Source organism: Micromonospora sp. NPDC048909 (assembly GCF_040649635.1).
GTDB lineage: Bacteria > Actinomycetota > Actinomycetes > Mycobacteriales > Micromonosporaceae > Micromonospora.
In genome coordinates, this window is the sequence record NZ_JBEZFU010000007.1 from 1 (window position 1) to 15,985 (window position 15,985).

The 15,985-nt window shown below is 72.5% G+C and carries 18 protein-coding genes; 8 read left to right on the forward strand and 10 right to left on the reverse strand.

The features are described 5' to 3' along the window. Positions 1 to 540 precede the first annotated feature (540 nt). On the reverse strand, positions 541 to 1,827 hold the full coding sequence (gene tyrS / locus AB0C04_RS20010) for a tyrosine--tRNA ligase (protein ID WP_357056594.1): 1,287 nt from the start codon (positions 1,825 to 1,827) through the stop codon (positions 541 to 543). A 78-nt stretch (positions 1,828 to 1,905) separates the two neighbouring features. Between tyrS and AB0C04_RS20015 the strand changes: the two genes are divergently transcribed. The 4 genes from AB0C04_RS20015 to AB0C04_RS20030 all read left to right on the forward strand — a co-directional run bounded on the left by AB0C04_RS20015 (position 1,906) and on the right by AB0C04_RS20030 (position 4,359). Beyond that, complete coding sequence (locus tag AB0C04_RS20015) at positions 1,906 to 2,319, forward strand: PaaI family thioesterase (RefSeq protein ID WP_357056597.1); 414 nt, start codon at positions 1,906 to 1,908, stop codon at positions 2,317 to 2,319. 135 nt (positions 2,320 to 2,454) lie between these two features. Continuing rightward, positions 2,455 to 3,681 carry a divalent metal cation transporter gene (locus tag AB0C04_RS20020; RefSeq protein WP_357056600.1) on the forward strand — a complete coding sequence of 409 codons (1,227 nt, stop codon included), beginning with the start codon at positions 2,455 to 2,457 and terminating at the stop codon, positions 3,679 to 3,681. Beyond that, positions 3,678 to 4,058 carry a hypothetical protein gene (locus AB0C04_RS20025; protein ID WP_357056603.1) on the forward strand — a complete coding sequence of 127 codons (381 nt, stop codon included), beginning with the start codon at positions 3,678 to 3,680 and terminating at the stop codon, positions 4,056 to 4,058. Before AB0C04_RS20020 ends, AB0C04_RS20025 begins: the two co-directional genes overlap by 4 nt. Then, positions 4,045 to 4,359, forward strand: coding sequence for a PRC-barrel domain-containing protein (locus AB0C04_RS20030; protein WP_357056606.1), 315 nt, complete (start codon positions 4,045 to 4,047; stop codon positions 4,357 to 4,359). The genes AB0C04_RS20025 and AB0C04_RS20030 overlap by 14 nt, the downstream gene beginning before the upstream one ends. Positions 4,360 to 4,383: 24 nt before the next feature. Here the strand turns inward: AB0C04_RS20030 and AB0C04_RS20035 are convergent, their stop codons facing one another. From AB0C04_RS20035 to AB0C04_RS20045, 3 genes are all read right to left on the reverse strand, one after another. After that, positions 4,384 to 5,730 (reverse strand): hemolysin family protein, encoded by a 1,347-nt coding sequence (locus tag AB0C04_RS20035; RefSeq protein ID WP_357056609.1) that lies wholly within the window; start codon positions 5,728 to 5,730, stop codon positions 4,384 to 4,386. Positions 5,731 to 5,866: 136 nt separating this feature from the next. Beyond that, positions 5,867 to 6,523, reverse strand: a complete 657-nt coding sequence (locus AB0C04_RS20040; RefSeq protein ID WP_357056612.1) for a hypothetical protein — start codon at positions 6,521 to 6,523, stop codon at positions 5,867 to 5,869. A 57-nt stretch (positions 6,524 to 6,580) separates the two neighbouring features. Then, positions 6,581 to 7,060, reverse strand: a complete 480-nt coding sequence (locus AB0C04_RS20045) for a GNAT family N-acetyltransferase (protein WP_357056615.1) — start codon at positions 7,058 to 7,060, stop codon at positions 6,581 to 6,583. Between the two features lie 289 nt (positions 7,061 to 7,349). On the opposite strand from AB0C04_RS20045, the gene AB0C04_RS20050 reads away from it, so the two are divergent. Together AB0C04_RS20050 and AB0C04_RS20055 are read left to right on the forward strand one after the other, a co-directional pair. Next, positions 7,350 to 7,646 carry a hypothetical protein gene (locus AB0C04_RS20050; protein WP_357056618.1) on the forward strand — a complete coding sequence of 99 codons (297 nt, stop codon included), beginning with the start codon at positions 7,350 to 7,352 and terminating at the stop codon, positions 7,644 to 7,646. A 165-nt stretch (positions 7,647 to 7,811) separates the two neighbouring features. Then, positions 7,812 to 8,669, forward strand: a complete 858-nt coding sequence (locus AB0C04_RS20055) for a universal stress protein (RefSeq protein WP_357056621.1) — start codon at positions 7,812 to 7,814, stop codon at positions 8,667 to 8,669. A gap of 166 nt (positions 8,670 to 8,835) precedes the next feature. On the opposite strand, the gene AB0C04_RS20060 is transcribed toward AB0C04_RS20055, so the two are convergent. The 5 genes from AB0C04_RS20060 to AB0C04_RS20080 form a co-directional block, all read right to left on the reverse strand. Continuing rightward, the gene (locus tag AB0C04_RS20060; RefSeq protein WP_357056624.1) at positions 8,836 to 9,459 is read right to left on the reverse strand and encodes an FMN reductase; all 624 of its coding nucleotides are present in this window, start codon (positions 9,457 to 9,459) and stop codon (positions 8,836 to 8,838) included. Then, the gene (locus AB0C04_RS20065; RefSeq protein ID WP_350875858.1) at positions 9,456 to 10,595 is read right to left on the reverse strand and encodes an LLM class flavin-dependent oxidoreductase; all 1,140 of its coding nucleotides are present in this window, start codon (positions 10,593 to 10,595) and stop codon (positions 9,456 to 9,458) included. The genes AB0C04_RS20060 and AB0C04_RS20065 overlap by 4 nt, the downstream gene beginning before the upstream one ends. Before the next feature lie 142 nt (positions 10,596 to 10,737). After that, on the reverse strand, positions 10,738 to 11,013 hold the full coding sequence (locus AB0C04_RS20070) for a MoaD/ThiS family protein (protein WP_357056628.1): 276 nt from the start codon (positions 11,011 to 11,013) through the stop codon (positions 10,738 to 10,740). Beyond that, complete coding sequence (locus AB0C04_RS20075) at positions 11,014 to 12,099, reverse strand: exo-alpha-sialidase (RefSeq protein WP_357056631.1); 1,086 nt, start codon at positions 12,097 to 12,099, stop codon at positions 11,014 to 11,016. A 111-nt stretch (positions 12,100 to 12,210) separates the two neighbouring features. Further along, positions 12,211 to 12,852: a DNA-3-methyladenine glycosylase gene (locus tag AB0C04_RS20080; RefSeq protein ID WP_357056634.1), complete on the reverse strand. Its 642-nt coding sequence runs from the start codon at positions 12,850 to 12,852 to the stop codon at positions 12,211 to 12,213. A gap of 254 nt (positions 12,853 to 13,106) precedes the next feature. On the opposite strand from AB0C04_RS20080, the gene AB0C04_RS20085 reads away from it, so the two are divergent. Continuing rightward, the gene (locus AB0C04_RS20085; protein ID WP_357056637.1) at positions 13,107 to 13,568 is read left to right on the forward strand and encodes a hypothetical protein; all 462 of its coding nucleotides are present in this window, start codon (positions 13,107 to 13,109) and stop codon (positions 13,566 to 13,568) included. A 209-nt stretch (positions 13,569 to 13,777) separates the two neighbouring features. Next, positions 13,778 to 14,011, forward strand: coding sequence for a DUF1737 domain-containing protein (locus tag AB0C04_RS20090; protein ID WP_357056640.1), 234 nt, complete (start codon positions 13,778 to 13,780; stop codon positions 14,009 to 14,011). Positions 14,012 to 14,191: 180 nt separating this feature from the next. On the opposite strand, the gene AB0C04_RS20095 is transcribed toward AB0C04_RS20090, so the two are convergent. After that, a complete protein-coding gene (locus AB0C04_RS20095; RefSeq protein ID WP_357056643.1) occupies positions 14,192 to 15,892 on the reverse strand; it encodes a glycoside hydrolase in 1,701 nt (566 codons plus the stop codon). Positions 15,893 to 15,985: the final 93 nt, after the last annotated feature.

The window sequence follows — 15,985 nt, forward strand, 5'->3', positions numbered from 1 at the left end:
CACTGGCTTATCAAGCACCCTGTTGAGTTCTCAAAGAACAACCACACACCATCAGAAGAACCCCCACCAGGAGGCCCCCATCCGGGGCAATTCCGCTCACCACACCCGCCGCTCCCGCGCCGGGCACTTTTACTACGTTACCCGCTGGTTTTTGCCGTGTCAAACCGCTGTGTTGCGGCTTATCGCGCTTCAAACCATTTTGCGGGCGCCGCGACTCGACCGGCTTTCGCCGCTCTCGTAACGGGGTCCGGCAGACCGGCCGCCGCGGTTTCCCGCGAACTCGCCCGGCGCCCTGCCGGCTGTGAACCTTACCCGGTCGGTTCCGCCTCGCCAAATCCGCCTCGCGGCGAATCCGGGGCACCGCCCGGAACCCGGTCCGGCAGTTCGACCGCCGGTCCGGAAAGTTCCTGCCGCGCTCCGGCCGCTCCGGGCTTTCGCCCCGTTTCGTCCGTTCCGCGCTGGCAGAGAGAAAGTTACGCGCCCGGCGGATTGATCGTCAAATCCACCGGGCGCGTCCCGCGTCACACCGTCGACGTACGACTATTGCCGCAGCTCAACCCCGGCGAACGATCGCTTGCCACGGCGCAGCACCAGGTACCGGTCGTGCAGCAGGTCGCTCGGCGAGACGGTCGCGTCGGCCTCGGTCACCCGGTTGTTGTTCACGTACGCGCCGCCCTCGGCGATCACCCGCCGCGCCTCCTTCATGCTCGGCACCAGCCCGGAATCCCGGAGCAGACCGGCCACGTCGGGCAGCTCGGTGAGCTGCACGAGCCCCGCCTCGGTGAGCGCGGCCCGCAACGTGGCCAGGCTCAGCTCGTCGAGCGACCCCCGACCGAAGAGCGCCTGGCTCGCGGCCACCGCCTGGGCCATCTCCCGCTCACCGTGCACGAGACTGGTCAGCTCCTCGGCGAGTGCCCGCTGGGCCAGCCGCGCCGCCGGGCGCTCCGCGGTCGCCTTCTCCAGCTCCTCCAGCTCCTCGCGGGAGCGGAAGCTGAAGTAGCGCAGGTAGCGGACCACGTCCCGGTCGTCGGCGTTGACCCAGAACTGGTAGAACGCGTACGGGCTGGTCATCTCCGGGTCGAGCCAGACCGCGCCGGTCTCGCTCTTGCCGAACTTGGTGCCGTCGGACTTGGTCACCAGCGGGGTGGTGAACGCCTGCACCGGCCCGGCCCCGCGGCGGCGGATGTAGTCCACGCCGGCGGTGATGTTGCCCCACTGGTCGGAGCCGCCGTACTGAAGCTGACAGCCGTGCCGTCGGTGCAGCTCGAAGAAGTCGTTGGCCTGCAGTAGCTGGTAGCTGAACTCGGTGTAGCTGATGCCCGTCTCCAGTCGGGCCTTGACCACCTCGCGGGCGAGCATCTTGTTGACCGGGAAATGCTTGCCCACGTCGCGGAGAAACTCCACCACCGACATCTCGGCGGTCCAGTCGAGGTTGTTGACCAGCTGGGCCGCGTTCTCCCCGGTGTACGAGACGAAGGGGGCGAGCTGGTCCCGGATGCGCTGGACCCAGCCGGCGATCACCTCGGGCGGGTTGAGGGTGCGCTCGGCGCTCTCCTTCGGGTCGCCGATCTGGCCGGTCGCCCCGCCGACCAGCAGCAGCGGGCGGTGCCCGGCCAACTGAAGTCGCCGACCCATCACGACCTGCATGAGGTTGCCGACGTGCAGACTCGGCGCGGTCGGGTCGAAGCCCACATAGAAGGTGGCGCTCCCGCCGTCGAGCAGCTCGCGCAGCTCGTCGAGGCCGGTCGAGTCCTGGATCAGGCCCCGCCAGAGCAGGTCATCGGTCAGGGAGTCCCGCCGGGACGGCGGGAGGCTGCTGTCGCTCACGGTCACCGATTCTCCCCCATCGCCGGCGCCGGACCGTACCGGGTTTCGCCGAACACCGCCGGATACGCTGGCCCTCCCATGATCGAGGAGGCGTACGCCGTGGAGAAGCCGGACCTGACCGGGGGCTTTGTCGCCCTGCTGGGCCTGAAGTTCGACGAGGCGTCCGCCGACCGGGTGGTCATCCGGTGGCAGGTCCGCCCGGAGCTGCACCAGCCGTTCGGCATCCAGCACGGCGGGGTCTACTGCTCGGTGGTGGAGACCGCGGCCAGCGTCGGCGCCTCGCTCTGGTTGGCCGATCGTGGCACGGTCGTCGGCGTGGCGAACCAGACCGACTTCCTGCGCGCCGTCCGGGAGGGCGAGCTCACCGCGGTCGGTACGCCGGTGCACCGCGGGCGCAGCCAGCAGCTCTGGCAGGTGGTGATCACCGACGGCGAGGACCGGCTCGTCGCCCGCGGCCAGGTCCGACTGCAGAACCTCTCCCCCGCCGCCTGACCCGCGCCACAGCACGCACCCACCCGGCGTAGCGGCCAAGCCCGGGAGACACCCGGCGGCTGACCGGTTTGTGACAACTGCGGAGGTTGGCGCGGTTATCGTCGCGTCGATGACACCGCCCACCGCCGGTCCGACGTGAGGAAGCTCCTCGCCGCGACCCTCGGCGTCCTCTCCGCCGTCGGCGGCTTCGTGGACATCGGTGACCTGGTGGCGGCGAGCCAGGCCGGCGCACGGTTCGGGATGAGCCACTCCTGGGTGCTGCTGGTCGGCGTGATCGGCATCTGCGCGTACGCCGACATGGCCGGACGGATCGCGGCGGTGACCGGACGGGCGGTCTTCGACCTGGTCCGCGAGCGCCTCGGCGCGCGGATCGCGCTGCTCAACCTGGTCGCGTCATACCTGGTCACGGTGCTCACCCTGGCGGCGGAGCTGGGCGGCGTGGCGCTCGCGCTGCGATTGGCCTCCGGGCTGCCGTACCTCATCTGGGTGCCGATCGCCGGCTTCGTGGTCTGGCTGGTGCTCTGGCGGATGCGCTTCCCGTTGATGGAGCGCGTGTGGGGACTCGCCGGGTTGGCCCTGGTGGTGTTCGCGGTCGCGCTGTTCGCGCTGCCCACCGACTGGGCCGGCCTGGCCCGCGGAGTGGTGGACCCGACCGAGGCCGGTTACGGCTGGGCCGCCTACTGGTTCGTCGCGGTGGCGCTCTTCGCCTCCACGGTGAGCCCGTACGAGGTGGTCTTCTTCTCCTCCGGAGGCGTCGAGGAGCGGTGGAGCTCGGCCGACCTGGCCGACGCCCGCTCCAGCGTGCTGATCGGGTTCCCGGTGGGCGGGTTCCTCGCGTTGTCGCTGATCGCCACGGCGACGGTGGTCTTCCACCCGAACGGGGTGTCGGTGGATCGGCTCGACCAGGTGGCGGAGCCGGCGGTGCTGGCGTTCGGGGCGGTGGGCCTGGCCGTCGCGGCGCTGGCGTTCTTCGCGGTGACCTTCGGCGCCGCCCTGGAGACCGGGCTCTCCGCCGCGTACGCGGCCGCGCAGTACTTCGGCTGGCAGTGGGGTAAGCGGGTCAGCCCCCGCGAGGCCGCCCGGTTCCACGCGGTGCTGCTGGTGAGCATCCTGCTCGGGGTGCTGGTGCTGCTCACCACGGTCGACCCGATCACGCTCACCGAGTACATGCTGATCGTCAGCGCCGTCGCACTGCCGCTGACGTACCTGCCCATCCTGATCGTCGCGAACGACCGGACGTACCTCGGCGACCGGGTCAACGGGCGCTTCATGAACCTGCTGGGGGCGGTGTTCCTGCTGCTCATCGTGGCCGCCTCGATCGCCGCGATCCCGCTGGCGATCACCACGAGGATGGGGCAGTGAGGTTCCAGGTCGGGCGGCAGCTGCTGGACCGCCAGCTCGTCGACGTCGACGGGCGGCTGGTCGGCAAGGTCGACGACATCGAGTTCGACCTGGACGACGACCAGGTCCCGTACGTGCGGACGCTGCTGGTCGGGCCGGGCGCGCTCGGGGAAAGGGTGGGCGGACGGCTGGGCCGGCTGCTGATCCTGGCGGCCGAGCGGTTCGTCACCGACCGGCCGGTGACCGCGCTGCGGATCCCGTTCCACCTGGTCACCCGGGTGGACAGCGCGGTGTGGCTGCGCGCCCGGGCGGACGAACTGCCCGAGTCGCCGGTGGAGGAGTGGCTGCGCCGGCACCTCATCGACCGCATCCCGGGGTCGGGCCATGCGAGCGGGTGAGCTGCTCGGCCGGACGGCGTACGACCGGCACGGCCGGCGGCTCGGCCAGGTGGTGGACCTGGTGGTGCGGGGCGGATTTCCCGACGGCCGGCTCCGGCTCACCGACGTGGTCGTCGGCGGCCACTGGTACGGCCGGGTCAGTGGCCGGCTCATCGGGCCCGAGCGGCATCCGTCCGGCCCGTGGGTGATCCGGCTGGTGGCGCGGCGGCTGGCCCGCAGCACCTGGCTGGTCCCGCTCGACCAGGTCCGGCTCGACCCGCCGCTGCCCGACTTCCCGACCGGCCCTCCGCCGGTGAGCTGATCAGGCCGGGTGCCGGGGCGCCGATCAGCCGCGCGCCTGGTCGAGGGCCGGCTCGGCCTCGGGCTCAGCGTCGGGCTCGGCGTCGGCGTCGGCGGCCGGTTCGGGGCGGCGGCGCAGCCGGACCTCGGTGATGGCCCGGTGGTCGATCCGGGCGACCTCCAGCTGCCAACCGTCGACGGCGACGTCCTCCCCCGGCACGGTCGGGATGTGCCCGAGGCAGGCGAGCACCAGGCCGGCGATCGTGGTGTAGTCGCCGTCCGGCCGGCCCGGCAGCGTGACGCCGACGTCCGGCAGGTCGTGCACCGGGAAGGTGCCGGGCAGCCGCAGCGCCCCGTCCGGTTCGGTACGCACCGAACGCACGTCCCGGTCGGTCTCGTCGTAGATCTCGCCGACGATCTCCTCCAGGATGTCCTCGAGGGTGACGATGCCGTCGACCGCGCCACGCTCGTCGACCACCAGCGCGATGTGCTGGCGTTCGGCCTTGAACTGGCGCAGCGCGTCCACCACCGGCAGCGAGTCGGGCAGCAACATCGGCGGCCGGGCGCACTCGTCGACCGACCGGTCGTCCGGCACCCCGACCAGATCCCGCAGGTGGATCACGCCGACCGCGTCGTCCAGCCCGCCGTGCCGGACCACCGGCGCCCGGGAGTGCCCGGTGGCCGCCAGCACCAGCCGGGCGGCCTCCGCGGTCGTCCCGCTGTCCAGGCAGAAGACCTGCAACCGGGGCACCAGCACCGCGCGCAGCCGCCGGTCGGCGATCTCCACCGCACCGGCGATGATCGTCTGCTGCTCCTTGGTGAACCCGTGGTTGCCCGAGACGATGTCGCGCAGCTCGTCCGGGCTGATCTCGTCGCGCTGCGGGTTCGGGTCCAGCCCGACCAGGCGGACGACCATGTCACTGGTGGCGCCGAGGGCCCAGACCGCCGGGCGGGTGAGACTGGCGAGCAGGTCCAGCGGGCGGGCCACCAGCAGCGCCCAGCGCTCGGCCGACTGCATCGCGATCCGCTTCGGGGCCAGCTCGCCGAAGACCAGGGTGACGAAGGTCAGCGCCAGGGTCACCACCACGATGGCGACCGGCTCGGCCGCGTCGCCAAGCCCGCCCAGCAGCGGGACCAGCGGCTTGGCCAGGGACACCGCGGCGGCGGCCGAGGCGAGGAAACCGGCCAGGGTGATACCGATCTGGATGGTGGCCAGGAACCGGTTCGGGTCCGTCGCCAGGCGGGCCAGCACCCGGCCGGCACGGCTGGCGCGTTCCAGCCGCTGCACCTGGCTGTCCCGCAGCGAGACCAGCGCCATCTCGCTGCCGGCGAAAGCGGCGTTGAGGACGACCAGGACTCCGACCAAGGCCAGTTGGCCCCAGTAGCTCTGCACGCCGGCTCTCTCCCTCACCCGAGGCACACCGGACGGCGCCGGCGCCGCCGCCCGGAGGCCCCGGCCGGCGTACGCGCATCAGTGCCCAACTCGCCGGGGGGTGAACCCTCCGTCCACCGTCCGGGTGAGCCGACTATCAGGCCGGTGAGGTGACCGACGGCTCCGGCAGGTCGAGCACGTACGCGTCGCCCTCGCGGTGGAAGCCGAGCCGGTGGTAGTAGGGGGCGACCATGCCGGGCGGGCTGACCACCCGCCGGAAGCCCCGGTCGGTGAAGAGGCTGCTGCGCCGGTAGACGAACTCCCCCGGGGTGAAGTCGCGGAACCGCTTGGTGACGTAGTCCAGGTCGATTTGCGCGACGCCGCGCGCCTCGGCGTGCGCGATCACCACACCGACCACCTCGTCGGCGCGGACCACCAGGAACGCGGAGCGGTCATCCTCGGCGGTGGGCCGCTGCTGCGCCGGCCACTCGAAGCCGGGGTTGAACCGGGCGATGTCGGCGGCGTGCACCTGCAGCGTGTGGGCCAGGAACTGGTCGTGGACGCCGACCTCGACCACCTGGTAGGTCGCCTCGTCGTGCCGGGTGGCGAGCATCTTCCGCAGGTACCAGACGTTGATCACGGCGAGCACGATGTTCAACCCGACCATCGGCCAGACCTGAACGGCGCCGTTGTAGCCGATCAGGATCAGACAACCGATCAGGTTCAGGGCACGCAGCCGGAGGATGCGGGTCTGCAGCAGGGACCAGACCAGCACCACGGAGCCGACCCAGCCGACGAGTTCCAGCCAGTTCACCCCGCAAGGGTAGTCCCCGCCCTGGCCAGCACGGCCGGCGCGCGCCGCCGGCCCGGCTCAGGCGGGCAGCTCCAGCACGTACTCCTGCGCGTCGTGGCCGCGGCCGGCGGCGTAGCCGTGATCCTCCCCGCGGATGACGAAGCCGCACTTGCGCAGCACGGCGAGCGAGCCGAGGTTGTCCTTGGCGGCCCGGGCGTGCAGTGGGCGCTGCGGCAGCTCGGCCAGCAGCGCGCCCAGCGCGCGGGTGGCGTAGCCCCGGCCCCACTGCCGCCGGTCGATCCAGTAGCTCACCTCGGTCCGCTCGCCGACCGGGAAGGCGAGCACGTAGCCGACCACCTGGCCGTCGACGGTGACCGTCCGGGACACGATCCGCGGGTCGGTGCGGACCCGCTGCCAGTGGTCGGCGAACGCCTGCCGGTCGGCCGGATCGTCGGGGGTGAACGCGGCCATCCAGATCGCCTCCGGGTCCAGCTGATTGCGGTAGAAATCCGGCAGATCGTCGTCGTGCACGGGACGCAGGCGCAGGTCAGCGGTCACGGCCACCGAGGATAGGCCCGACCGCCGACATTCAGGGCGTCGAAGCGCAACCGAGGCCGGGCCAGCACAGCAGGGGACGAACGCGGTGCGGGACCGGGCCACCGCAACACGGGGGCGGCGGGAGCGCTGAACCCGGCACGACGCGGAGCCCCCGCACGACGCGGCGGCCCCGCACGACGCGGAGGCCCCGCACGACGCGGAGGCCCCGCACGACGCGGAGGCCCGCGCGGCGCGGGCGGCGGCCGGTTGATGCGGCGCGCCGCGCGTTGAACGGGCGGAGAATGGGCGGATGAGACGGATACGTAGCGGATCATCCCGGATGCCGGCGCCGGCATCCGGACGCCGGGCGGTTGGCGCGACCTCGGTCGGCGCGCTCGCCGTCGGTGCCCGGGCCGTGGGGGCGGCCGCCCTCGGATCGCTGGCGGTTTCGGCGCTGGCGGGCGGGGCCGCCGCGGTGGCGGTACTGGCGGTCGGACGACTCACGATCCGCCGGGCGGTCATCCGGGAGCTGCGCATCGGCCGCCTGGAGGTCGACGAACTGCTCGTGCACCACCAACCCGCCCAACCACCAGCCACCCGCGGATAACCACCCCGTCTCCCGCGATCATGCAGTTGTGGTGCCTCACAGAACCGGCACAGCCGGAGGCAACGGGCACCAGAACTGCATGATCGACACGGGCGGGGGTGGGGAAATGGGGGTGGGTGGGGGGTGGTGGGTTGAGAATTGCCAGGTCTAGGTGTGGGAGGGCAGATGAGTCGACCCGTCGTGGTGGGAGTGGACGGATCACCGTCGAGTCTGGCGGCGGCCGAGCATGCGGCCTGGGCCGCCACGCTGCGCTCGCTGCCCCTGCACCTGGTGCACGGCTACCTGCACCCCCTCGGTTCCGGCGTGCCGCTGAACCCGTACGACCTGGGGTTGCCGGAGCCGAGCGACGAGGGTCAGCGGATGCTGGAGCGGGCCGCCGCCGAGCTCGCCGGACGTTGGCCGGGGATCACCGTGGAGTTCCGGCAGGTGGCCGGCGGTCCGGGCGCGAGCCTGGTCGAGGAGTCCGGGCGGGCGGAGCTGGTGGTGGTGGGCAGCCGGGGCCACGGCGGCTTCGCCGGCCTGCTGCTCGGCTCGGTCGGCACTCAGGTCTCCGCCCACGCGCGCTGCCCGGTGCTGGTGGTACGGCCCACCGAGGCGCCGGTCCCGGTCGACGGACCGGTGCTGGTCGGTGTGGACGGGTCCGAGCTCGCCGAGCTGGCCGTCCGGCAGGCCGCCGACGAGGCGGCGCGCCGGCGGGCGGAGCTGGTGCTGGTGCACATCCGGACCGACCACGGCCGCGCGGGCCCGGACGAGGTGCCGGCGGCGGCCGACCAACCGCTCGTCGCCGCAGCGGCTGACGTGCAGGGCAGCCATCCGGGCCTGGCGGTGACGCAACGGGTGTTGGACACCGCCGACCCGGCGGCGGCGCTGATCGAGGCGAGCGGCGAGGCGGCCCTGCTGGTGGTCGGATCGCGGGGCCGGGGCGGGTTCGCCGGGCTGCTGCTCGGCTCGGTGAGCCAGGCTCTGGTGCAGCACGCGCACTGCCCCGTGTTGATCGCCCACCCGCACGGCCACGCCCGCTGACCCGGCAACGCCCGCCGACCCGGCAACGCCCGCTGACCCGCCTGCCGACCAGGCAACGCTCGCCGACCCGGCAACGCCCGCTGACCCAGCCACGCTCGTTGGGCCGCCCGCAGGCCCGGCCACGCCCCGCCGGCCGGGCCCGCGGGCCCGGCCGGCGGTTGGGCGGTCAGCGGTCGGAGCGGCCGAGCAGCTCCTCGAACGAGGTGGTGAGGGCGAACGGGTCGACCGGGCCGGCCGACGGCGGCCGGCGATGCATCTCGTCGGCCAGTTCGGCGGCGGCCCGGCTGATCCGGGCCCGCAGCGCGCCGTCAGCCGCGCCGCCGGACCAGTCCTCCGGCGCGGCGAAGACGGCGGTGGGCACCATCACCGCGCGCAGGTGGCTGAACATCGGCCGGACCGCGTGCTCCAGCGCCAGCGAGTGCCGGGCGGTGCCGCCGGTGGCGCCGGCCAGCACCGGCCGGCCGATCAGCGCGTCGGCCTCGACCAGGTCGAAGAAGGACTTGAACAACCCGTTGTAGGAGGCGTTGAAGATCGGGGTGACCGCGATCAGCCCGTCCGCGCCGGTGACCGTGTCGAGCACCTCCTTGAGCGGAGCCGACGGGAAGCCGGTGAGCAGGTGGTTGACCACGTCGTGGGCGTGCTCGCGCAGGTCGACCGGGCGGAGCTCGACGGCGTCGCCCTGCCGGGCCAGCTCGTCGCGGGTGGCCGCGGCGAGCTGGTCGGCGAGCAGCCGGGTGGACGACGGCAGGCTGAGCCCGGCCGACACCACGGCGAGGATGCGTTGTGTCATCGGTTCACCTCGGGCGCCTTACCGGTCACGTCGTCGACGGCGTGGACGGTGCTGTCCTTGGCGCCGCCCGCCGCGGCGACCAGCGAGGCGTGGGTCGGCGCCGCCGGCACGTGCGCGGGACGCAGCGCGTCGAACTCCTTGCGCAGCACCGGCACGACCTCCTCGCCGAGCAGGTCGAGCTGCTCCAGCACGGTCTTGAGCGGCAACCCGGCGTGGTCCATCAGGAAGAGCTGGCGCTGGTAGTCGCCGACGTACTCGCGGAAGCCGAGGGTGCGGTCGATGACCTGCTGCGGACTGCCCACGGTCAGCGGGGTCTGCGAGGTGAACTCCTCCATCGACGGCCCGTGCCCGTACACCGGGGCGTTGTCGAAGTACGGCCGGAACTCCCGGACCGCGTCCTGCGAGTTCCTGCGCATGAACACCTGGCCGCCGAGGCCGACGATGGCCTGGTCGGCGGAGCCGTGGCCGTAGTGCGCGAAGCGCTGCCGGTAGAGCTGAATCATCCGCTGGGTGTGCTCCTTGGGCCAGAAGATGTGGTTGGCGAAGAAGCCGTCACCGTAGTACGCGGCCTGCTCGGCGATCTCGGGGCTGCGGATCGAGCCGTGCCAGACGAACGGCGGGACGCCGTCGAGCGGCCGCGGGGTCGAGGTGAACGACTGCAACGGGGTACGGAACCGGCCCTTCCAGTCGACCACGTCCTCCCGCCACAGCCGGTGCAGCAGGTCGTAGTTCTCGATGGCCAGCGGGATCCCGTTGCGGATGTCCTGGCCGAACCAGGGGTAGACCGGCCCGGTGTTGCCGCGACCCATCATCAGGTCGACCCGGCCGTCGGCCAGGTGCTGCAGCATCGCGTAGTCCTCGGCGATCTTCACCGGGTCGTTGGTGGTGATCAGGGTGGTCGCGGTCGAGAGCAGCAGCCGTGACGTACGCGCGGCGATGTAGCCCAACATGGTGGTGGGCGACGAGGGTACGAACGGCGGGTTGTGGTGCTCGCCGGTGGCGAAGACGTCGAGGCCGACCTCTTCGGCCTTCAGCGCGATGGTCACCATCGCCTTGATCCGCTCATGCTCGGTCGGCTCCCGACCGGTGGTCGGGTCGACCGTGACGTCGCCGACGGTGAAGACTCCGAACTGCATGACCGCTCCTCGGGGATGTCATGCCGGGGCCGTGGTGGACCCGGACGCATCCGAAAACATATTTGACGCGTCAAAAATTTCATCGGCAAGCACCTCGGGCGTGGCGGCGGTCACAACCCGCGCCGGCCGGTGGCGCGCCGGGTCAGCCGCCCGCGACCGAGGGCAGCACCTGGACCTCGGCGCCGTCGGGCACCGGGGCCTCGAGCCCGCCGACGTGCCGGCAGTCCTCCCCGTCGACGTAGACGTTGACGTAGCGGCGCAGCTCGCCGCGCTCGTCACGGATCCGGCGGGCCAGCCGTGGCCAGGATACGGCCAGCTCGTCGAGCACCACCCGCAGCGAACCGGCGGCCGCGACCGTCAGCCGGCCGGCCCCACCCGCCTCGCCGCGTAGCGGGCCCGGCAGCAGCACGGTGACCACTCAGACCTCCGCGGCCCGGACGCAGAGCACGTCCGGCAGGTGCGCGGCGACCAGCGCCCACGAGTCGCCCTCGTCGCGGCTCGCGTAGACCTCGCCGGAGCGGGTGCCGAGATAGACCCCGCCGGGCTCGGCGTCGTCGGCGCACATCGCGTCGCGCAGCACGGACGGGTAGAAGGGTGCCTCGGGCAGGCCCGCGCTCAGCGGCTGCCAGCTCTGCCCGGCGTCGGCGGAGCGGTAGACCCGACAGTGGTGCCCGACCGGCCAACGCTCGCCGTCGGCGGCCAGCGGAAAGGTGAAGACCGTGTCGGGCCGGCCGGGCAGCGACACGATCGGGAACCCGAAGTCGCTGGGCAGGCCCTCGGCGATCGACGCCCAGGTGTGCCCACCGTCGTCGGAGCGGTAGACCCCGTGGTGGTTCTGCGCGTAGAGCCGCTCCGGATCACCGGCGTCGCGGACGACCTTGTGCACGCACTGGCCGAACTCGGGCCACTCGTCGGGCAGGAAGTAGGCGCGGATGCCGGTGTTGCCGGGCGCCCAGGTCTGGCCGCCGTCGTCGGTGCGGTAGACCCCGCCCGTGGACATGGCGACCACGACCTGGTCGGCATCGCTCGGGTGCGGCAGCACGGTGTGCACCGCCTGCCCGCCGAAGCCGGCGCCCCACTGCTCGCGGTGCGGATGGTCCCAGAGCCCTCGGACCAGCTGGTAGCTGACCCCGCCGTCGTCGGAACGGAACAGGGCCGACGGCTGGGTGCCGGCCCAGACGACGTCGGGTTGGTCCGGTCCGGCCGGGGTGAGCTGCCAGACCCGGTCCAGGCTCGCCCCGGTGTCGGCCGGAAACGCGACCGGCGAGTGCTCCGGCTCCTGCCAGGAGGCACCGAGATCGTCGCTGGTGGCCACGCTCGGGCCGAAGTGCGAGCTGGTCATCCCGGCGAGCAGGCGGGGCGTGGGCCGCCGCTTGTCGATCGCGACCGCGTAGACGCCGGTCATCGGAAAGTGTGGGCCGCTGACCCGCCAGTTGCGCCGGCCGTCCGTGCTGGTGGCAAGGAAGAGCCCTTTACCGGTGCCGATGGCGAGCAGGGTGGGCATGTGCCGTCCTCCGATCCTCGGGCGTCGTGTCGGCGTGATTATGGCCACACCCACCGACAGAACGACAGCGCCCGCCCCCGGGCGGGACGGGAATCCCCCGACGATCGAGCGTCAGCGCCGCGTGCGTGGCGTGTGGCGGCGGTAGGCGCTCACCGTCGGGTCGCCCTCGATCCAGAACCGCCACGGGACGTCGTGCGCCCCGGTCACCCCGACCCGAGGCCCCGCGACCACCGCCGCCGGTGGCACCGGCGCGGTGCCCGGCCGCAGCTGGACCGGGCCGTCGCCGAGCAGGTACCGCCCGTACACCGTCCGGTCGATGCCCAGGGCCGCGCAGAGCCGGGCCGGTCCACGGGCGAGGTCCACGTCCCGGCGTACGGCGGTGCGCCGGGCCCGCGCCACGTCGAGACCGTCGACCACCTCGCCGGCGCGCAGCAGCACCGCCGAGGCCTCACCGTCCGGCCCGGTGACGACGTTCATGCACCAGTGCATGCCATAGGTGAAGTAGACGTAGGCGTGCCCGGCCGGGCCGAACATCACCGTGTTCCGCGCCGTCCGGCCCCGGTGGGCGTGCGAGGCCGGATCACCGGCGGTACCGGCGTACGCCTCGACCTCGGTGATCCGCATGGTGACCCCGCCGGCGGAGAGCCGGCAGCCGAGCAGCCCTCGGGCGGCCGGCACCACCGGGCCGGTGAGCAGCGCGGCCAGCTCGGCCAGGCCGTCGGTGTCGGCGCGGCCGTGCGGGAGAGCGTCCATGCGCCGACGGTACCCAGCCGCCGTCAGGCCGCCCCGCGCCGGGCGATTCTCGCGACCGGGGACGGCGGTCGGGTGCGCCCACGGGGGCGCCCGCCGGGGGCGCCTGCCGGACAGGAACCGTTCATCCGTTCGCCATTCCGGGTCGCGAAACCCGCGCGCCGCCGCCGGGGTGTAACCGCCGTCGCCGCAACACCCGGCGGCGCGCTCCGGTGGCACCCGCCGCCGGCCGAAGCCACACCGAAAGGGACCGACCCATGAAGGTACGCCCGTTCCGCCTGCCCCTGATCGTCATCGGCCTGGTCGCCGCCGGCGCGACCCTGGCCTACGCTCCCTCGGCCAGCGCCACGACCTCGTCGCAGCAGCGGGCCGTGGCCCTCGCCGACGGCGCCCCGCTGACCGCCGTCTCCCTCGGCGGCGCGGCGAAGATCGACGCCAACGGGGCGGCGATCCAGGTGCCGATCACGCTGACGTGCTCGCAGCCCACCCAGGTCGACCTCACCGTGAAGGTCGCCCAGGCGATCGGCGACACGGTGCGCACCGGAACGACCACCCGGAAGGTCGCCTGCGACGGGACGACCCAGCGGATCCGCATCGCGGTGACCCCGACCGAGCGGCCGTTCGCGCCGGGGGTTGCCTTCGGCACGGTGACCGGCGACTCCTGCGACGCGCTGTGCAACTCGCTCACCGACGAGCACCGGTTCGACCTCGCCCTCTGATCCGGGGGTAACTGGCGGCGCCTCGGATCTCCGGGGCGCCGCCGTTCGGTACCCCGCTTTCGGAAGCCGGCATCAGCGACCAGTTCGGCCAGGCGTTCACCTGAGGGGTTGGGCCGAGCTCACCCTCGTCTTCGCCGCGGTCTTCGGGAACCGACTGTGCTCTAGGTTCAATGAGATCTGAAGGACGAGCGGGATCGGGGACCTGACGCATGACAAGTGCGCCGCCGAATGGCTTGCCGCGTTACCGGTTACTGACCGGGCCCGACGATGAGAGCTTCTGCCGCAGGGTCAGTGAGATGCTCGACCTTGGGTACCGCCTGCACGGCGATCCCGCCATCACCTACAACGGTGAACGTGTCATCGCTGCTCAGGCCCTGGTGTGGGCGCAGGCCGAACACGCGCCGCAGCCGGACCGCTCGGCGTCGCGGGCGGATGAAGGCTGATCGCGCGACCGCATCGCCGACGTGGTCGTGGTCGTGGCCGGCCGGGGCTGAGCGCCGCTGGAAGCTCCCGCCGCAGGTGGCGGAGTCCGGCTGGTTCGGTTGGGCCTGCTGAAGCCGGTCCTCAGCAGGCCCAACCTGGTCCGCGTGCGTCACCGCGAACATCGGCGGGCGATCGGAGCGCTACCGCGATCCGTTGAGGGTTGCCGCCAGCGCATCGGCGAACGACGTGTCGGCAGCGGTCCCGCTCACCCCTAGCCGCCAGGTCCCTCCGGGAAGGTCGCCGAGCGGCAACGATCGTCCGCCGGGCTGCCACAGCGGCTGCCATGCGATGGTTCCGCCGGGGCGGTGGAACCATCGGTTGTCCTCGCTCCAGGCCGAGCCGGCGCGGTAGGCGGCCGCCAGCGTGGTCGTGTCGTCGGTGGCGAGTGTCCAACGGGTGAATCCAGCGGCGTCACCGTCCCTGTCCTGCTGGCCGGGGTCGCCGAGCCGCGGCAGGGCCGAGTCCAGACTCCAGGCGGCTTCCCAGACCGGCGCGCTGGTCGGGCCGGCAACGTGCCAGACGAAGGTGAGGTCCGTGGTGGCCAGGTCGAACCGGAACCGCCAGTCGACGGTCACCGGCTCGTCGCCGAGGGGAATGCCGTTGAGACTCATGTCGGCGCCGTCGGCGGAGACGGTCACGTCCCTGGCGGCACCCGCCACGTCTGTCGGCCCGAAGGCTCCGACCGCGAGGTAGGGCGCCGTGGAGCGGAACGACGAGTCCGTGACGGGTCGGTACTCGCCCAGTCCGGCGGGATCCGCGCCATAGGAGACCAGCCGCGCCCGGGGTGCTGTCTGCACGACCGCCCGGTAGTAGGGGGTCGTGACGATGCGGCCCTTCGTCACCACCGGCGTGCGCCAGTGCAGCGGTGCCAGCCACAGGCCACCCTGACCCCAGCCGGCGCCGGTGACGTACCAGTCGCCGGTGCCGGAGTCGTCCTTGACCACCTCGGCGGCGTGCGCGTTGATCTGCCCCGCCAGCTGGTCGACGGTGAAGTGGAAGGGGTCGGCGCTGCGGTACACGCGGGTGTCCTGGTATCCGCTCTCGCAGCAGACGAAGAGATACCAGGATCCGCCGTGACGCACCACGAACGGCGACTCGGTCGGCCCGCCGAAGGTGCCGGTGGCCGGGTGTTCGAAGGCCGTCTGCCGGGCGCCCCAGTGCACCAGGTCCCTGCTGGTCCGGTAGGCGACGATGTGGTGGCCGCCGGCCGGTGTGCTGTTGGCGGTGTAGTACATCACCCACTGGTTGCCGACCCGGGTGACCATCGGGTCCCGGCCGTCGAAGCCGTCGGTGAACAGGGGGTTCGCCGGGTGCCGGGTCCAGGTCTTCAGATCCTTCGACGTGGCCAGCTGCATGCGGTAGGCCGTGTGGTCGGCGGTGCCGCCCGCGTAGTACATGTAGTAGGTGCCGCCGTGGAACAGGACGTACGGCGCCCAGATGTGGCTCTCGCCGGCGGCCGGGTCGGCCTCCAGCGCGAAGGGCTGCTTCGTCCAGGGTCCGCGCGGGGACGGTGCCGTGGCGTGGCCGAAGAACCGCTCGTCCAGCGGGTTGGCGGGCTCGGCGTGGGTGATCGCGAAGATGTGCCACTGACCCGTCTTGCGGTCACGCACCATGGTGTGGTCGTTGTAGTACCAGCGCTCGTCCTCCCCCACGCTCGGGTCGTAGACGTGCACGAAGTCACCGGCGCCGACCACGGTCGAGCGGTTCTCGTACGGCTGGTTGTCGATCGCGGCCGGTTCGGCAGCCCGGGCCGCGACCGGTGTCGCGACCAGGCTCAGGGCGAGGGCGAACAGCGCGGACAGCGCGGACAGCCGGCCAACGCGCGACGGTAGTCGGGACATCGCTTTCCTCCAGGGCTCGGTGCGGGTTTGCGGTGGCGGTTTCCCGGTGGCTGATTCGCCGCTCGTCGGGCGGTGCGGGCCCGCCCGCCTCTG